Here is a 15,748-nt window from a genome sequence, read left to right on the forward strand (position 1 = left end):
GATAAGGAGCTAGTGAAGACACCCACATTGTAAATCAGTTTATTGAGGTTTTGTTTAAAAATGGGGTGAAGGGAAAAGTTTGGGTATTGAAATGGCAGCAGATGAACTGCTTTTAAAATAAGAATTGATGCAAAATTAGTTAGCTTGTTGAAAAATGAGGCAAGGCGATGATCTCATGGACAAAAGAATTTTCGCGACGAAGAAGGATGGACGGTATCAAATCACAGTAACGGATGTCGGCGTTTATCTCAGTGTTTGGCCGTCGGTCAATGGTGGAACATCCGTATCAATAACCGCCGTTATCAAAGATCTGACTGATCGTAATCTCGTTGATTTTGATAGAGATTTTATCTCCGAAGTAATCAGGGAAGCCGTTGGTACACCTGTTCTACTTATCAATGTGTTGCCAAAGAAGGATGGACGGTATCAAATCACAGTGACGGATAGCGGGGTTTATCTTAGTGTTTGGCCGTCGGCCAATGGTGGAGCATCCGTATCAAAAACCGCTGTTATTAAAGATCTGACTGATCGCAATCTTGCTGATTTTGATAGAGATTTTATTTCCGAAGTAATCAGGGAGGCTCTTGGTACACCTGTTTTACTTATTAATGTGTTGCCATCGAAAGATGGCCGATATCAAATTACTGCAATGGATGCCGGCATTTATCTTAGTGTTTGGCCACCAGTCAACAGTGGTTCATCCGTATCGAAAGCCGTTGTTATTGAAGACTTGACTAACCAAAAATTGACTGATTTTGATAGTGAGCTTATCTCTAGCGTGATTAGGGAAGCTACAGGTACACCCGTGCTAGTCATAGACTCGGGGCCGTCAATTCAGCCAGCACAGAGTATTCGCGTTAAGGTGGATATCAATCGCTTAGAAGCTAGCATAGATCTCAATATACTTCCAGATGCTCCTACGGCTACAGTTTCACAGCTTTTAGACGAGTTAAAAGCTGTGGGTGTAGTTTATGGCATTGACGAGCAGGCTCTTGAGACACTTTCAAAACTACGTCTGGCAACAAATTTTATTTGTGCTCGAGGTGTTCTTGCATGCAATGGTGACAACGCTTACCTGAAATATTATGTTGATCCCGACAGACAAGGTCGTCCAGATGAACTGGAAGATGGGCGGGTTGATTTCAAAGAGATCAATAGCTTTCTTTGCGTAGAGAAAGAGCAAATTTTAGTGGAGAAAATTTCTCCAACTGCAGGGATCCCCGGAATGGATGTATATGGTGAGCCACTTCCTGCTCTGCCGGGTAAAGACAAACGTCTGCCCGCAGGTAAAAATGTAATTGTTGTCGATGATCGTCGCCTTTATGCCGCCATTGACGGACATTTACACATATTTCTTGATAAGCGCATCAATGTAATACCGGTAATTGTAATTGATGGTGATGTTGACTACAATACGGGAAACATTGATTTTAAAGGTAGTGTAATTGTACGGGGTACAGTGCAACCTAACTTTTGCGTCAAGGCGGGTGGCAATGTTGAAGTAAGCGGCGCTATTTGTGGTGGTACTGTAGAAGCCAATAGTATTATTGTCAGGCAGGGAATGAACCGTGGCATTATCAAAGCGCGTGAACGTCTTGTGATTAACTTTATAGAAAACGCGACTGTATATGCTGATGAGGACGTTATTGTTAGTGATGTTATTATGAACAGCCAAGTTTTTGCAGGCAGTAGGGTTATTATAGAGGGACGGCGCGGACTTGTTCTCGGCGGACGAATATCAGCAGGGGAGCTAATCCGCAGCGTTACTGTGGGGAATAAATTAGGTGTTGCCACAGAGCTTGAAGTTTCACTTAAACCGTTTCTTAAGGATGAATTGATCGAGCTTCGTCAGCAAATCAAGAAAGACGAGAGGTTATATACGGAAATGGAGCTGTCAATAACGTACTTTCGTAACCAAGGGGTTGACAACTTTTCTGCTGAAAAAAAGGAACGTTATAAAAAGAATGAAGCTGAATTCAATACTCTGCTAAACAGGATAGAAGAAACACGGCAACGTATAATGAATATTGAATCTATTATTTATTCTCTTAAGCCAGGTAGAATTCGCGTCTCCGGTTCTATTTATCCAGGTACAAAAATATCGATAGGATCCTCTGTGAAAAATATCCAAGATGTACTGCAATATGTCTCGCTTTATGTCCAGCAAGGAGAGATTAAGTTTAGTTCGTTACGTTAATTCCCATCTTTTTTTCAAGTCATTCTTACAGATTTAAAATTGGACGGTACTAGGAAAAGCTTAAATTTAGAAAGTCAATTGACAATTTTCTTTAACTGAATTATAGTAGTTATAACAATAACACCTACAGGAGAATTCATGGAACAAATATTGATTGAAATACAAAAAATTGGGTTTTCTCAATATGAATCTAAGGCTTATATCTCACTTTTGAAGCATTCACCTGTTACTGGATATGAACTTAGCAAACGCTCAGGAGTCCCGCGGTCGATGATTTATGAAGTGATTAATAAATTAAATGACAAGGGAGCTATTTATATCATTCCTACTGATCCGATTAAATACTCTCCTGTACCTGCTGAAAAATTTCTGGCGAGGATTCGAACAAATATTGATACTACCTTGGATTTTTTGGAAACCTCATTAAAAGATTTGGAACAAGTGAGAGAAGTGGACGTTGTTTCACATATTAACGGTTACAAACTAGTCATGGATGAAATGTTAAGTATTATTGATGGAGCAAAGAATGAATTATGGGTATCTGTTTGGAATCCTCAGGCTTCATTTTTAGTACGAAATGTACAAGAAGCGGAAAATCGCGATGTGAAAGTCTTATCCATGGTTTTTGGTGACGAGAGTTGTGAATTAGGTGCCACTTTTCACCATGACTACATGACAGCAGAGGTTGTTAAAGAACGGATTGGCGGCAAGTTGACTACTGTGGCTCGTGATAAAGAGGAAGCAATTATTGCTAATTTTGTGAATGGGGAAGCTTCATGGGCTGTAAAAACACAAGACCCGGCATTAGTATTAATTGCAACTGAATTTATTCGGCATGATATTATGATCGAAGCGATTACTCGTCATTTTGGTCCAGGAAAATTAGATGAACTGTGGCGGAATAATCCGATTTTACGTTATGTCGTTGAAGGTAAGCAGTCCGAATAACAGGGACTGCTTACTTTAAAACTTATTTCTAGTAGTTGTTGAACTAACTTCTAACAATGGAGGCAAACAAAGTGAATCAAGTTTCAGAAAAAGAAAATTTCTTTCAGGGAGTTAAAGCTGCTATGCCGATTGCAGTGGGCTATATTCCCATTGCAATTGCCTTTGGACTATTGTCAAAATCGGTAGGCATTCCTAGTTATGTAAGCTTTTCTATGTCTCTGTTGATTTATGCGGGAGCAAGCCAATTTATTGGAATCAATTTGATTGTTTTAGGCGCTTCTTGGTGGGAAATAGTCGTGACTACTTTTATTTTAAATCTACGTCACTTTCTCATGACGGCAACACTATCGCAAAAGTTGGAAAAGCGAGCATCAAGAAAATGGCGAATGTTATTATCTTTTGGTATTACTGATGAAACGTTTTCTGTAAGTTCGTTTCAAAGTCAGGAAATCTTACCTAGATACTTCTCATTGGGCCTGAATACGATGGCCTTTGTTGCATGGAATGTTGGAACTTGGTTGGGACTTTTCTGTGCCAGTGGATTACCTGATACAGTGAAAAGCAGTATGGGCATTGCTTTGTATGTTATGTTTATTGGACTATTAATTCCCCAGGTAAAAAAATCAAAGTCAGCGCTAGTTGTTTCTATATTGGCTATTATCATTAATTCTCTGAGTAGTTGGCTGTCTTTAGGAGGCACTGGCTGGGGCATTATTATTGCGACGATATTCAGCGCTGCTATCGGAGCAAAATTTTTTACAAGGGAGGAATCAGAGTGAATTTAATTTATCTTGTTTTTGCTATGGCTCTAGTCACTTATATACCGCGCATGTTGCCTATGGTTTTATTACAGAATGTTCATTTACCTATCTATGTAAAACAATTTATGAAATTAATTCCTTACGCGGCGTTGGGAGCACTTATTTTTCCTGGTATACTTACTTCAACAGGGGCAAACCATATGGAGCCGGCAATTGTTGGATGTAGTATGGCTATTCTATTGGCTTGGCTAGAGACGAATCTTATTATCGTAGTCGTTGGGGGAATATCAGGTGCGTTGGTTATGAATGTGTTTTTTTTATAAAATCATTAATTATTTAGGGAGATCATTTTTGCAAGAGCGCTCTTGATTAGTTATATAGTTTCGTAAAACAGCAAGTTTCTAACTATTTTTGCTTGTATTTGTTTTGAAATTGTTGCTGCCGTGGATTTTTCGATGAGCAATATCTAATAGGGGTTTTTCGATAAAATGCCAAGAAAGTGAAGCGAGCATATACGTAAGCATAACGACTATTCCCATCACTTCGATCCAAGTCGGGAAATCTTTGATTGGCATTGGCTTATGATCCGGTGCTGCAATTGCCATCACCAGCATCATAATGAGAAAATGCCAAATATAAATACCAAACGAGATTTTAGCCGTATAGCGCGAAAATCGATTATCTAAAATGTACCCCACTATCTTGCTGTAGGGCACTACCGTTAATACAGCACCAATACTCAAGGCCAGGGCAGGATAATAATATGGCTGGTTCTGCCAGCTAAAACCAAAATCCGGGGTGGTCTTTTGTGTCCACAGGATGGTTATAAAACCCACTAAGCCACCAATAGCAAAAAGATCAAAAAAATAAAATTTAGCTAATCTTTCTCGTAATGCTGGATTTTTACCCAACCACACCATAAAACCAGCTGCAAAGATCCCCATCATATAGTGGGCAAAGAAACCTATCGGATTATAATTGGGCATCCAGTACTTGGCTCCACCGACAGCACCATACTGCCAGCCCCGATTGATATCATCGGGCTGACAAAGAGTCTGAATTAGACTATTGAGCACAAGAATCAAAGCTAATACTCCGAGCCAGTAACAGAGTGCCGTGGTAAAGCTGCGCCGCTTGCTGAGCCAAAACAGACCTCCCATAAAAATCGGCAGCAACAAATAGGAGAAAACTTCAAGACTAATTGACCATAAGGGTCCATTGAGAGCAGGGACAGGGAAAAAAGTCGTATAGTGAAACCCTGCAGTAAAAGTAAGCCCAGTAATATAGCGTAAGAGTCTCGATGGAGACTCAGGTAAAAGAAATATTTCCAAAAGCAAAGAAAGCGTCAATACTAGATAAAATCCCGGTATAATCCGTGCTGCCCGTCGGATAGTATAGTCCTTCAAACCAGGCATGGATTGATTATCCAAATACTGTTTCCAAAAAGGATAGGAAAGCAATGTACCACTTAGCACAAAAAAAACACTTACTCCAGCTGGGGCGGTAATCCAAAATACTCTTTGTACTCCTGCTAAAAATTCATTCGGCGCAAGCACTCCTAAGCGTTGTACTGCATGATGAAAAACCACCAATAAACAAGCAATGGCTCTTACTCCATCTAATCCTAAAAATCTTGACATATCGCAGGCCACCCCCGTGTTATTTTTTTTTAGTAAATTTGTCACGCATTCATTGGAAAATATGCTGCCCGGAAGAATTCGGTGTTAACAATACTACTTATTGTTTGCCTACTTGCACTTATTGCAAGATACATACCAATACACAATAAAGCCATCCAAAGTATCTGAAAAGCCAAATAATTAACCGGAAAACATTCTATATTTTCCTAAAATGTTTTTTCCCATAAGATATGTATTGGTGTGTATTATTCTTTGTATTACAAAGTGCTCAGATAAAATCTTAGCACTGGCAACGAAAAGATTCGGGTAAGTGGACGCATTAGCAGGCGTATTTGACAAATATAGAAATATTTTTTATAATCATATTATCTGATAAAAAAGTTAATAAGCGACTATATAGGATTATCCATATTTTTATGAAGTATTTACTTATTGGTATACCGGTATTCCCTTGACGGGTAAAGTATTTTGCAAGGAACGATTAATGAGCTTTGGTTAAAATAAAGCTTGCTATTTTCCGAATATAAGAAATACGGGAGAACGAATGAATAATTTTTTTGTAGAAAAACCATTAAAGAAGTTTGCTGAAGATTCGTCTGATGCTCTTTATATGCAAATTGTCAGTCGCATACAGCAGCTTATGCGTGAAGGTCATTTAAAGGAAGGCGATAAATTACCTTCTGAGAGGGAATTGGCTGAAATGTTTGCTGTCAGTCGTGTGCCTGTAAGGGAAGCTTTAAAAGTATTGGAATTTTTAGGCGCTATTCAGCACAGACGCGGTGAAGGCGTGTTTGTAAAAAAAATTGAAATGAAACGAATTTTGCATACCCTTGATTTTCTTATGACCGATCCGGCTGATCAACTGATGAATTTGTTTGAAGCGCGTGAAGCTTTTGAAATTCAGGCTGTCCGATTAGCTGCCGAACGAAGGACTGAGGCTGATATTGAAGCGATACAGGAAGTCTTGCTAGAAATGAAATTTCTAATTTCCAATGGAAAGCCAGTTTATGATGTGTCAACGAAATTTCATACGGCTGTCATTGCGGCTGCGCACAATGAAATTATTAGTGAGGTCAATGAATTTTTATCGGATTTGCTGACTTATTCACGGCAAAAATCATTAAGTGATGTTACTAGGCATAACGAATCTTTACAATATCACCAGCTCATTTTACAGCATATTGTTGAAAAAGATGCACAAGCGGCAGTTGCTGCTATGCAAGAACATTTAAACAATGCTAAGATTGCGATTCAAAGAATAATTCGTTCTGAGTAAAAATCTTTTTGCGATGCAGGTTAGTTGAAACTTTGCGGTGCAGTTCATGTATGAAGTGTAAATTTAATGAGATACTTAGTGGTATACCAGAATACCACAGGAACTGCTGCTTAACCAGAACCTTTAAAACTATTTGGTGAAATTCGAATGCCAATGAGAATAGATGAGTGAAGCGATTTTACGATTATTGAAAGGAGAAGCCTTCAGAGATCAACAAATTAAATTTTATCATGGAGGGATATAACATGGGGAGTATGATTACGATTTTAGTCGTTGCTTGGGTTATTTATATGATTATAAAAAAATACTATCCTCAAGCTGTTCTTTTGACTGCTGGTATCATTTTGCTTCTTGCTACCTATTTTATGGGCACGAATCCGATTCTTGCCGCTAAAGAATCTTCCGGTTCCGCTTTGTTAGATATTTTTCATACGATTAAGGTATTGCTGAGTTCCCGCGTTGCTGGTCTTGGTCTGACGATCATGTCAATCGCAGGTTTTGCAAAATATATGGAATATATCGGGGCAAGTAAATCTTTATTTGCTGTGGTTGCGTCTCCGATCAAACATATTAAATCGCCTTATCTTCTTCTTGTTCTTAGTTTTTTCGTGAGCCAGTTTTTGGTATTATTTATTCCAAGTCATGCTGGATTGGCTTTGTTACTTATGGTAACGATGTATCCTGTTCTCATAAGAGCAGGCGTTAGCAAAATGTCTGCTCTTGGCGTAATCGGGTGTGCGCAATACATGGACGTGGGCCCTGGCTCGGGCAATGAAATTTTGGCAGCTAATATTTGCAAGGTAGATCCGGCTGTATTTTTTGTTGAATATCAATTACCGATATTTGTTACAACGACTTTGATTCTTGGCATTGTTCATTATTTCGTGCAAAAATGGTGGGATAAAAAAGAAGGTTTTGTTGGTTATGATGATTCTGCTGAACTTGTTAAAGAAGACAATAGCCGCCCGCCTTTGATCTATGCTATTCTGCCCATTATTCCGATGATATTTATTTTGGGTTTTAGCCCTATTTTTAAAAGTAAAATTCAAATGGATGTTGTTACTGCAATGTTTTTAAGCACTTTCATCAGTATGATATTTGAATATATAAGGACGAAAGATTTTCGCTCCACTTTACAGAGTTTAAAATATTTATATGAAGGTATGGGAAATAGTTTTGCAACTGTAGTCAGTTTAATCGTAGCAGGTGAAGTATTTGCTGCCGGATTAATGAAGATCGGTGCTGTCGATGCTATGACTGCCGGTGCGCAAAATCTTGGGTTAGGCATTCAGGCCTTAATTATTCTTTTCTGTATTGTAATTGCTTGCTGCGCTTTCTTAATGGGATCAGGCAATGCTGCGTTCTTTTCCTTCGCTGCCCTTGCTCCTAAAATTGCGGCAGCATTAAAAATTGATGTTGTTATTCTGCTCTTGCCCATGCAGATTATGACAAGTTTTGGTCGTGTTGTGTCACCAATTACTGCGGCAATTGTTGCTATAGCTGGTGTTGCTGGTGTATCACCTGTTCAGGTGGTCAAACGAACTGCAATTCCTATGGCCTTTGCTGCAATTGTAAATGTGGCATTTATATTAATAAAATCATAAGGGAGATGTTCTGCTTTGAAATGTGCAAAATGCACTCACAGAAAATGTTATTTAGAAGGTCAAAATTGCACTAAAATGGGTCTTGACGATGTGAAAGAAGCCTATGTGGGCGAGCGCCTCAAGATTATGAAGGCTGCAGCTTGTACTGAAAGTCGTTTTTATAATAAACTTACTCGCCTAGAGGAAACCGTTGAGTTTTGCAAACTTATGGGGTACAAAAAAATTGGCCTGGCCTTTTGTATCGGTCTTAATCAAGAAGCAAAATTAATTGAAGAATATTTTGCTAAATTTTTTGAAGTATATTCAGTTTGCTGTAAAGTCTGTGGTGTTGCCAAGACGAATCTGGAATTAGAACAAGTAAAAGAAGGTGTGCGTGAAACCATGTGCAATCCTTTAATGCAGGCTAGAATACTTGCGGATAAAGAAGTCGAGTTCTGTGTGACTGTCGGCCTGTGTGTAGGCCATGACGCTTTGTTTACAGGCGCTTGTACTGTTCCGGTATCTTGTTTGGTCGCCAAAGACAGAGTACTTGCTCATAATCCATTAGGGGCTGTATATTCTCGTTATTGGCGCAATAAGTTAGGCATTAATCCTAGTGATCAAGTGTAAGCATGTTTTTATATACAAAATATGAAGGTGGGAGATTACAATGATGAAGCATAATTTTGACGAACTTGTTGACCGTAAGGGAACTGAATGCAAAAAATGGGATACTTATGCTGAAGATGTACTGCCGATGTGGATTGCTGATACTGATTTTAAATGTCCTCAGCCTGTTATTGACGCTATGGTTAAAAGAGCGGAACATGGCATTTACGGATATCCAATGAATTGTAAAACCTTTGAGCAATCCATCGTTAATTGGCAGAAAAAGAGATTTGGCTGGGATATCGACATTGATTGGGTGGAATACACACCGGCAGTCGTACCTGCTATCGTATATGCAATGCGTGCTTTTACGAATCCTGGTGATAACATTGTCATTCAGATGCCAGCTTATCACCCCTTCCATGATATCATTCCAAATAATGGCCGGCATATTCTTGGAAATAACCTTATTTTAAAAGAAGATGGCAGCTACGAAGTAGATTTTGAAGATTTAGAGAAACTACTTAGCAAAAAAAGAACAACCATGTTTTTGTTATGCAGTCCTCATAATCCTGTTGGCAAATGCTTTACGAGAGAAGAGTTAATGAGAATCTCCGAACTTTGTTTAAAACATAACGTATTTGTGGTATCCGATGAAATTCATTCTGATATTATTTACAAAGGGAGTAAACATATTCCTTTCGGAAGTATTTCTCAGCAAGCCGCCGACAACTGCGTGGTTTGCGTGAATCCTAGCAAGACCTTTAATATAGCGGGCGTAAGAACTGGGGCTGTAATTATTCCGAATCGTAATAATCACGATCTTTTCTACGCGCCACTCGAAGATAACAAAGCCTATGGCAGAACTGTATTTGGTACATTGCCGATTGAAGTTTCCTACAACCAATGTGATTACTATGCAGATCAATTGTTGGAATATCTTGAAGGTAATCTTGAATATCTTAAAAAATTCATTTCGGAAAGAATTCCTAAAATTAAAGTTGGTAAAATTCAAGCGACGTATCTTATCTGGCTTAACTGCAAGGATCTGAATAGGACGCCTAAAGAGTTGCAAAGCTTTTTCTTAGAGAAAGCAAAAGTTGCGATGAATGAAGGGTCTACCTTTGGACCTGGCGGCGCTGGCTTTATGAGAATGAATATTGCCTGTCCTCGTTCCCGATTGGTAGAAGCATTGGGAAGAATAGAAGCAGCAATCAATAAATTATAAAAGGAGCTTATATAATGAAACAGGTTATCAATTCGGAGAAAGCACCAAAGGCAATCGGCCCCTATTCGCAAGCCATTCAAGCCAATGGATTTTTATTTGTATCGGGACAATTACCGGTAGTTCCTACTACTGGAGAGTTTGCTGAAGGCGGTGTTGCGGCACAAACCAAACAATCGTTAGAAAATGTAAAAGCTATTTTGCTGCAAGCGGGCATTACACTTGATGATGTAGTTAAAACTACTGTATTTATCAAAGACATGAATGACTTTGTTAGCGTAAATAATGTGTATGCTGAATATTTTACTAAAGATTTTCCTGCTCGCGCCTGCATTGAAGTAGCAAGGTTACCGAAAGACGCTTTGGTTGAGATTGAAGTCATCGCGGTATGTAGATAGTAGATAGTTAACTAAAGCTTTAACTTAGTATTCATAAACGTGCTAACGTTCGCTGAAAATCGGCCAAATAGTCGAAACAATTTCCGGCATTGCCAGTCAAACGAATCTACTGGCACTTAATGCAGCCATTGAAGCAGCTCGGGCTGGCGAACAAGGTCGGGGGTTTGCCGTGGTTGCAGAGGAAGTAAGAAAATTAGCTGAACAATCTCAGCAGGCTACCAGGCAAATTGCTGAATTGATTATTGAAGTCCAGTCTGAGACGGATAAAGCAGTGGTGGCTATGAATGATGGTACACGAGAAGTTAAGATAGGTGGTACAGTAGTTAACACTGCTGGACAAGCGTTCAGGAAATTGTGGGACTGGTTGAAAGCGTATCTCGACAATTCGGGAGTATTTCGTCAGCCATGCAGCAGATGTCTGATGAAAGTCAACAGATTGTAGGGTCAGTACGCAATATTGATAAAATAAGCAGGGAAGCAGCTGGACATACTCAGACAGTATTTGCTGCGACACAAGAGCAGGCGGCATCTATGGAAGAAATCGCTACTGCTAGCCAGTCTTTGGTTAAGATGGCTGAAAAATTACAAAATGCGGTTGCAAGATTTAAACTTTAAAACTAATGAATATTAGGCATAATGAAAGTCTTTCCTTGCATTCTTTACAATCTGCAATAAGATGATTGTAGAGTTTAGTACAAAAAATACCAGGCATATCAGTGGTTGAACTGATATGCCTGGTATTTTTTGTGCTGAATTGTCATGTTTGCAGTACTATTTTCTTCTCAAGGCATTATAGAGTTTTGCTGATTCGGTTGCAATAAAATTACTAGAATAATTGTGATCCGCAGTCGTTGTATAAAAGCTGATTAGTATTGGATCGCGACCATCTTGAACTACCCCCACATCGCAAAGTACTTCATCTAATTCACCAACCTTATGGAAAACGGGTGTCATCATATAGCGAGGAATTTCATCGTGAAAAATTGTATTAGCTAATTCATTTTTTAATCGCTCGCTTTTATTTTTATCTAGGTATTTATCGGTATAAATATTCTCAAATATTTTTGCCATTTCGTATGGAGTAGTTATGCTATGATATTGATATTTGTTAAAAGCATCTTCACTATGTATTTGCGTTTTACGAAGGCGAAGGTCTTTAACAACTTTTTTCAGAACATCTTTGTTGTTTGTATCCATCTCGTTTAATAGTTCTTGAAAGGAGTCGTTATCGCTGATAGTCATCATTAATTCTATATCTTGGTCATACTTAGCGGTTTGGTCCGTCCCTGCTTTGGGATACAGGTATTTATAGGTTGCTAATGCGACAACTAATTTACTGGTCGAAGCCGTAGGAAAAACATCATCCTGATTAAATTCAATTGTTCTTCCAGTGTTTAGGTTTTTGGCAAACACTCCGACTCGCCCACTAAATCCTCCTAAGTCCTTCTTTATTTGATTTTCAAGCGTTGACGCCGCGAAAGCAGTTGTAGTGCTAATCATTAATGCCAAAACAATAACTGCTGCAGTAATTTTTTTTATCATTCGGTCACCCCATTAAAGATGTAATCCATTTCCTATCTATAATACACGAAAGTTATGACCAAACTATGACAGATTTCTGGATAAATAAAAAAAATTCTATTGTGTGTTGTTTCGAGGCATTAATTGCAACAGATAGTAAATGGCATGTAATATTTGATTTTTTACATTTTTATAAACAAAGGAAATTCTTGACAATAATTAGGCATCTAACTATAATATAGATATGAGAAATATGCAATTGTATGAATGGGGAGCTTTTTAATATTAACCAAAGCTTTGACGTATAATAATAGGCTAAAAGTTAATAAGTTTGCGATTTCGTAGGCTTATTAATTTTTAAATATATAGTTAGATGACTAATTAAAATACGGAGGTAATGAAGATGAAAGAAGTTATTGATTTTTTGAACTCTAACTCCATGGGAAATTTGGCAACAGTAGAAAACGGGAAACCTCGTGTACGTCCTTGGGGGTTTATGTTTGAGGAAGATGGAAAGTTGTGGTTTTGCACAGCGAATACCAAAAGTGTATTTCAGCAATTACAGAAGAATCCAGCTATAGAATTTACTTCTTCGTCACAAGCATACGTGACAGTAAGAGTAAGTGGTGAGGTGACATTCAGTAAGGACTTAGAAATGAAAAAGAAGATTATTGAACATAGTCCTATGGTTAAAAATATTTACAAAACACCAGAAAATCCAACTTTTGAGATTTTCTGTTTAGAGCATGGCAAAGCTATCATATCCGATTTTAGTGGTCAACCGCCTAAGACCTTTGAATTTTGATAGTCTATAAGAACGAATTGGAGGCTAAACAAAAAGTGTCAGCTGTAATGCTGATACTTTTTTTGTTAGACAGGACAAATTTATGGGGTTACTAAGGTCAAAGAATTAGTTAATATTGCTGTCGCACAAGATTCGATTATGGACCTCTGGTATTCGCTGGGGTCCGATAATCCGCTGCGGGATTTAGATATGTGCATATATGTATGTAAAATGCTGGGGTATATATTTAGTTGACATTATCAAATAGATAATTGACAAAGTCAAACACTTGCATTACTCTATTATTAATAATGGGAATGGAGGAAAAGTGGTTTATGACGAAGGAGATCGAAAAGCGCGCATTAGAAGTTAGAAATTTCAATCGATTTTATACAAATATAATTGGCATTATTGACCAAACCATACTTGATAGCCCGTATTCACTTGCTGAAGCCAGGATACTACTTGAAATTGATATTGCTGATCAGTGTACTGCAAGTGATTTGACAAAGCTGCTGCAGATTGACCCAGGGTACTTAAGTCGCATACTTTTGAAATTTACACAGGGAAAACTTGTTATTAAATCTAAATCATCGACAGACGGACGTGCCCATGTGTTATCTCTAACTGATAAGGGGCGTCATACTGTTCATAAGCTTTACGATGATTCGACAATGCAAGCTAGCAAGATTCTCGAAAAACTAACAGACCAAGAACAGCAAAATCTTATTAGTCACATGGTTGCAATAAGAATCATTTTGGATAAAAAGCAGGATAAGAACTTTATTATACGTACGCTGAAACCCGGTGAAGCTGGGTATATAGCGTATAGGCATTGTGTCCTTTATGAAAAGGAATATGGACTTGGTGGAACTTTTGAGCGGTATGTGCTTGATAGCCTAACAAAATATATTGATGAGCAGCCTGAAGGGGAAGTTTGGGTAGCAGAGCATAGTAGCCAAATTGTTGGTTTTATTGCAATTGTCCGTACAGACAAAAGTACAGCCCAACTGAGGTGGTTTTTAATAGAGCCGAAATATCGCGGCACAGGATTAGGCCGACAGCTAATGACAATAGCTATGGATTATTGTAAGCAGAAAAAGTTCAGTCAAGTGTACTTGTGGACATTTCAGGATTTAAAGGCTGCACGGCATTTATACAAAAGTTTCGGGTTTATACCAACCGAACAAGTTGAAAGCAATACATGGAAGAGCGCTTTGGTAGAAGAACGGTGGGAGAATGTGTTCAGTGATTAATCCTTAGGCTGTCTTGGATAGGAGGCATTACGGTGCGATCATTCAGGATTATAAAAGAACATGGCGAGTTTTGGGATGGCAGTACAAGGCTCTGTGAGCTTTCGTACTGCCTTATTTTTGTGCCCAAAAGTAATGGCATGCCAATCTGTTTGTATTTAACATTGTACTGGATAGAAGAGTATTTATTTTACTTTCCCCTGGGGTTTTAAGTATTTCATTTATATTTCGATATATATAATAGAAGTAATTGATAGCATGTTTATCGCGGGGGGATTTTTATGCACAGCGTAACTTTAGATCAAATACAGCCAGGTATGTATTTATCACAGCCACTCATTTCAGACGATGGTACGGTTTTACTTCATGAGGGCATAGTAATGAAAGAAAGATACATTGAGTATCTTCGCAAAAAAGGTTTTACATCTTTATTTGTGGGAGACCCACAAATTCAAAATACAGTTGAGATTGAAGAAGATTTCTATGGTACGAAATATAGACAAGAAGCCATTGGTACTGCACGAGAAGTAATTAATAACTTTAATGTTGGGAAAGGGGTAAACCTCGATAGAGTAAAAAAGCTTGTCACTGAGTGGATTAATCAACTTGAATATAAGCCGGAAGATATGATTAATCTTTTGGACATACGCCGTAAACAGGGGTATATGTTTTCACATGCTGTAAATACTTGTATTTTGTCAATTATGACCGGTATTGCTATGGGATATGATGCGAACCAGTTAAATGAGCTGGGCTTGGCAGCGATACTTCACGACGTTGGAAAAATTAAATTTTCTAAGAACGTAGCGCGGCAATTTCCCTATAAATTAACAAGAAATGAAAGAGAAGAGTACAAGCGGCATCCATTTTACTCTTTGGAGATCCTACGGAAGAATTATACTTTATCAGCCAACGTTCTTAGCGCCTGCTTCCAGCATCACGAACGCTGGAACGGTAGCGGTTACCCAATGGGGCTTAAGGGGGACGCTATTTCCCAATATGCCCAAATTATCAGTATCGCCGATGTCTATGAACGTTTAATCGTGGGGATGCCTCATCGCCTGCCTACACCTGTATATTATGTAACTGCGATTTTGAACAAAGCTGCAGGAGAATATTTTAATCCAGTTATCATAGACAAGTTTAACCAGAATGTTGCTATCTATCCTATTGGAAAAAGGGTGCGGCTTAATAACCAGCAATGTGGCGTGATTCTTGGTATTGACATAAAAGACAAGACTACCCCAATCGTTCGCATTACGTCCAGTCAAGATGATAACGACATCAATAAAATTATTGCGCTTGATCTAGAGAAAGCCCCTGGACTTTTCATTGTAGATTTTGAAGAATTACCTCTTAGTTATTCACAAAGTTGTGCTGAGCGTGCATATATTTCTTATAGTCAAGAAGAGTAATATTCATTTTCATAAAGTAATATTTTTGTTTTTAAGAGATAATAAGATAATAATACTGAAAGTGCCTTGACAAGGGAAAGTAAAAAAGGTTATTATTAATTCGAATATTATCAAAACGTAATATCGTATCTGGAAGGA

14 protein-coding genes and 1 pseudogene are annotated in these 15,748 nt (G+C 38.3%); 13 read left to right on the forward strand and 2 right to left on the reverse strand.

The window, feature by feature from the left end; genetic code table 11:
* Nucleotides 1-175: 175 nt before the first annotated feature.
* From Ga0466249_RS05395 to Ga0466249_RS27025, 4 genes are all read left to right on the forward strand, one after another.
* On the forward strand, nucleotides 176-2,197 hold the full coding sequence (locus Ga0466249_RS05395) for a flagellar assembly protein A (protein ID WP_215828422.1): 2,022 nt from the start codon (nucleotides 176-178) through the stop codon (nucleotides 2,195-2,197).
* A 138-nt stretch (nucleotides 2,198-2,335) separates the two neighbouring features.
* Nucleotides 2,336-3,145 carry a TrmB family transcriptional regulator gene (locus tag Ga0466249_RS05400; protein ID WP_215828423.1) on the forward strand — a complete coding sequence of 270 codons (810 nt, stop codon included), beginning with the start codon at nucleotides 2,336-2,338 and terminating at the stop codon, nucleotides 3,143-3,145.
* A gap of 71 nt (nucleotides 3,146-3,216) precedes the next feature.
* Nucleotides 3,217-3,924, forward strand: a complete 708-nt coding sequence (locus Ga0466249_RS05405; RefSeq protein ID WP_215828424.1) for an AzlC family ABC transporter permease — start codon at nucleotides 3,217-3,219, stop codon at nucleotides 3,922-3,924.
* Nucleotides 3,921-4,229 carry a branched-chain amino acid transport AzlD family protein gene (locus Ga0466249_RS27025; protein WP_215828425.1) on the forward strand — a complete coding sequence of 103 codons (309 nt, stop codon included), beginning with the start codon at nucleotides 3,921-3,923 and terminating at the stop codon, nucleotides 4,227-4,229. The genes Ga0466249_RS05405 and Ga0466249_RS27025 overlap by 4 nt, the downstream gene beginning before the upstream one ends.
* A 78-nt stretch (nucleotides 4,230-4,307) precedes the next feature.
* Here Ga0466249_RS27025 and Ga0466249_RS05415 read toward each other — a convergent pair whose 3' ends face one another.
* Entirely contained in the window at nucleotides 4,308-5,546 is a 1,239-nt protein-coding gene (locus Ga0466249_RS05415; protein ID WP_215828426.1) for an acyltransferase family protein, read from the reverse strand.
* Nucleotides 5,547-6,090: 544 nt separating this feature from the next.
* On the opposite strand from Ga0466249_RS05415, the gene Ga0466249_RS05420 reads away from it, so the two are divergent.
* From Ga0466249_RS05420 to Ga0466249_RS27030, 6 genes and pseudogenes are all read left to right on the forward strand, one after another.
* The gene (locus Ga0466249_RS05420; protein WP_215828427.1) at nucleotides 6,091-6,822 is read left to right on the forward strand and encodes a FadR/GntR family transcriptional regulator; all 732 of its coding nucleotides are present in this window, start codon (nucleotides 6,091-6,093) and stop codon (nucleotides 6,820-6,822) included.
* 245 nt (nucleotides 6,823-7,067) lie between these two features.
* Nucleotides 7,068-8,426, forward strand: a complete 1,359-nt coding sequence (dcuC, locus tag Ga0466249_RS05425; protein WP_215828428.1) for a C4-dicarboxylate transporter DcuC — start codon at nucleotides 7,068-7,070, stop codon at nucleotides 8,424-8,426.
* A gap of 15 nt (nucleotides 8,427-8,441) precedes the next feature.
* The gene (locus tag Ga0466249_RS05430) at nucleotides 8,442-9,035 is read left to right on the forward strand and encodes a DUF1847 domain-containing protein (RefSeq protein ID WP_215828429.1); all 594 of its coding nucleotides are present in this window, start codon (nucleotides 8,442-8,444) and stop codon (nucleotides 9,033-9,035) included.
* A gap of 40 nt (nucleotides 9,036-9,075) precedes the next feature.
* Entirely contained in the window at nucleotides 9,076-10,242 is a 1,167-nt protein-coding gene (locus Ga0466249_RS05435) for a MalY/PatB family protein (protein WP_215828430.1), read from the forward strand.
* 14 nt (nucleotides 10,243-10,256) lie between these two features.
* Nucleotides 10,257-10,637 carry a RidA family protein gene (locus Ga0466249_RS05440; protein ID WP_215828431.1) on the forward strand — a complete coding sequence of 127 codons (381 nt, stop codon included), beginning with the start codon at nucleotides 10,257-10,259 and terminating at the stop codon, nucleotides 10,635-10,637.
* A 46-nt stretch (nucleotides 10,638-10,683) separates the two neighbouring features.
* Nucleotides 10,684-11,252 (forward strand): annotated as a pseudogene (locus Ga0466249_RS27030) (methyl-accepting chemotaxis protein); the annotation flags it as partial.
* Nucleotides 11,253-11,408: 156 nt separating this feature from the next.
* On the opposite strand, the gene Ga0466249_RS05450 reads toward Ga0466249_RS27030, so the two are convergent.
* Nucleotides 11,409-12,179, reverse strand: a complete 771-nt coding sequence (locus Ga0466249_RS05450; RefSeq protein ID WP_215828432.1) for a serine hydrolase — start codon at nucleotides 12,177-12,179, stop codon at nucleotides 11,409-11,411.
* A gap of 382 nt (nucleotides 12,180-12,561) precedes the next feature.
* Between Ga0466249_RS05450 and Ga0466249_RS05455 the strand changes: the two genes are divergently transcribed.
* The 3 genes from Ga0466249_RS05455 (at nucleotide 12,562) to Ga0466249_RS05465 (ending at nucleotide 15,610) form a co-directional block, all read left to right on the forward strand.
* Entirely contained in the window at nucleotides 12,562-12,963 is a 402-nt protein-coding gene (locus tag Ga0466249_RS05455; RefSeq protein ID WP_215828433.1) for a pyridoxamine 5'-phosphate oxidase family protein, read from the forward strand.
* Nucleotides 12,964-13,277: 314 nt separating this feature from the next.
* Nucleotides 13,278-14,198, forward strand: a complete 921-nt coding sequence (locus Ga0466249_RS05460) for a bifunctional helix-turn-helix transcriptional regulator/GNAT family N-acetyltransferase (protein WP_215828434.1) — start codon at nucleotides 13,278-13,280, stop codon at nucleotides 14,196-14,198.
* A 278-nt stretch (nucleotides 14,199-14,476) separates the two neighbouring features.
* Nucleotides 14,477-15,610: an HD-GYP domain-containing protein gene (locus tag Ga0466249_RS05465; protein WP_246588490.1), complete on the forward strand. Its 1,134-nt coding sequence runs from the start codon at nucleotides 14,477-14,479 to the stop codon at nucleotides 15,608-15,610.
* The last annotated feature ends 138 nt before the right edge of the window (nucleotides 15,611-15,748 follow it).

Source organism: Pelorhabdus rhamnosifermentans (assembly GCF_018835585.1).
Classification (GTDB): Bacteria; Bacillota; Negativicutes; order UMGS1260; family UMGS1260; genus Pelorhabdus; species Pelorhabdus rhamnosifermentans.

Bases quoted from the DNA above. Each gene is read 5' to 3' on its own strand.
- Ga0466249_RS05435 (WP_215828430.1), top strand. From the start codon at position 9,076: ATGATGAAGCATAATTTTGACGAACTTGTTGACCGTAAGGGAACTGAA.
- Ga0466249_RS05400 (WP_215828423.1), top strand. From the start codon at position 2,336: ATGGAACAAATATTGATTGAAATACAAAAAATTGGGTTTTCTCAATAT.
- Ga0466249_RS05395 (WP_215828422.1), top strand. From the start codon at position 176: ATGGACAAAAGAATTTTCGCGACGAAGAAGGATGGACGGTATCAAATC.
- Ga0466249_RS05460 (WP_215828434.1), top strand. From the start codon at position 13,278: ATGACGAAGGAGATCGAAAAGCGCGCATTAGAAGTTAGAAATTTCAAT.
- Ga0466249_RS05450 (WP_215828432.1), bottom strand. From the start codon at position 12,179: ATGATAAAAAAAATTACTGCAGCAGTTATTGTTTTGGCATTAATGATT.
- Ga0466249_RS05455 (WP_215828433.1), top strand. From the start codon at position 12,562: ATGAAAGAAGTTATTGATTTTTTGAACTCTAACTCCATGGGAAATTTG.
- Ga0466249_RS05415 (WP_215828426.1), bottom strand. From the start codon at position 5,546: ATGTCAAGATTTTTAGGATTAGATGGAGTAAGAGCCATTGCTTGTTTA.
- Ga0466249_RS05440 (WP_215828431.1), top strand. From the start codon at position 10,257: ATGAAACAGGTTATCAATTCGGAGAAAGCACCAAAGGCAATCGGCCCC.
- Ga0466249_RS05420 (WP_215828427.1), top strand. From the start codon at position 6,091: ATGAATAATTTTTTTGTAGAAAAACCATTAAAGAAGTTTGCTGAAGAT.
- dcuC (WP_215828428.1), top strand. From the start codon at position 7,068: ATGGGGAGTATGATTACGATTTTAGTCGTTGCTTGGGTTATTTATATG.
- Ga0466249_RS05465 (WP_246588490.1), top strand. From the start codon at position 14,477: ATGCACAGCGTAACTTTAGATCAAATACAGCCAGGTATGTATTTATCA.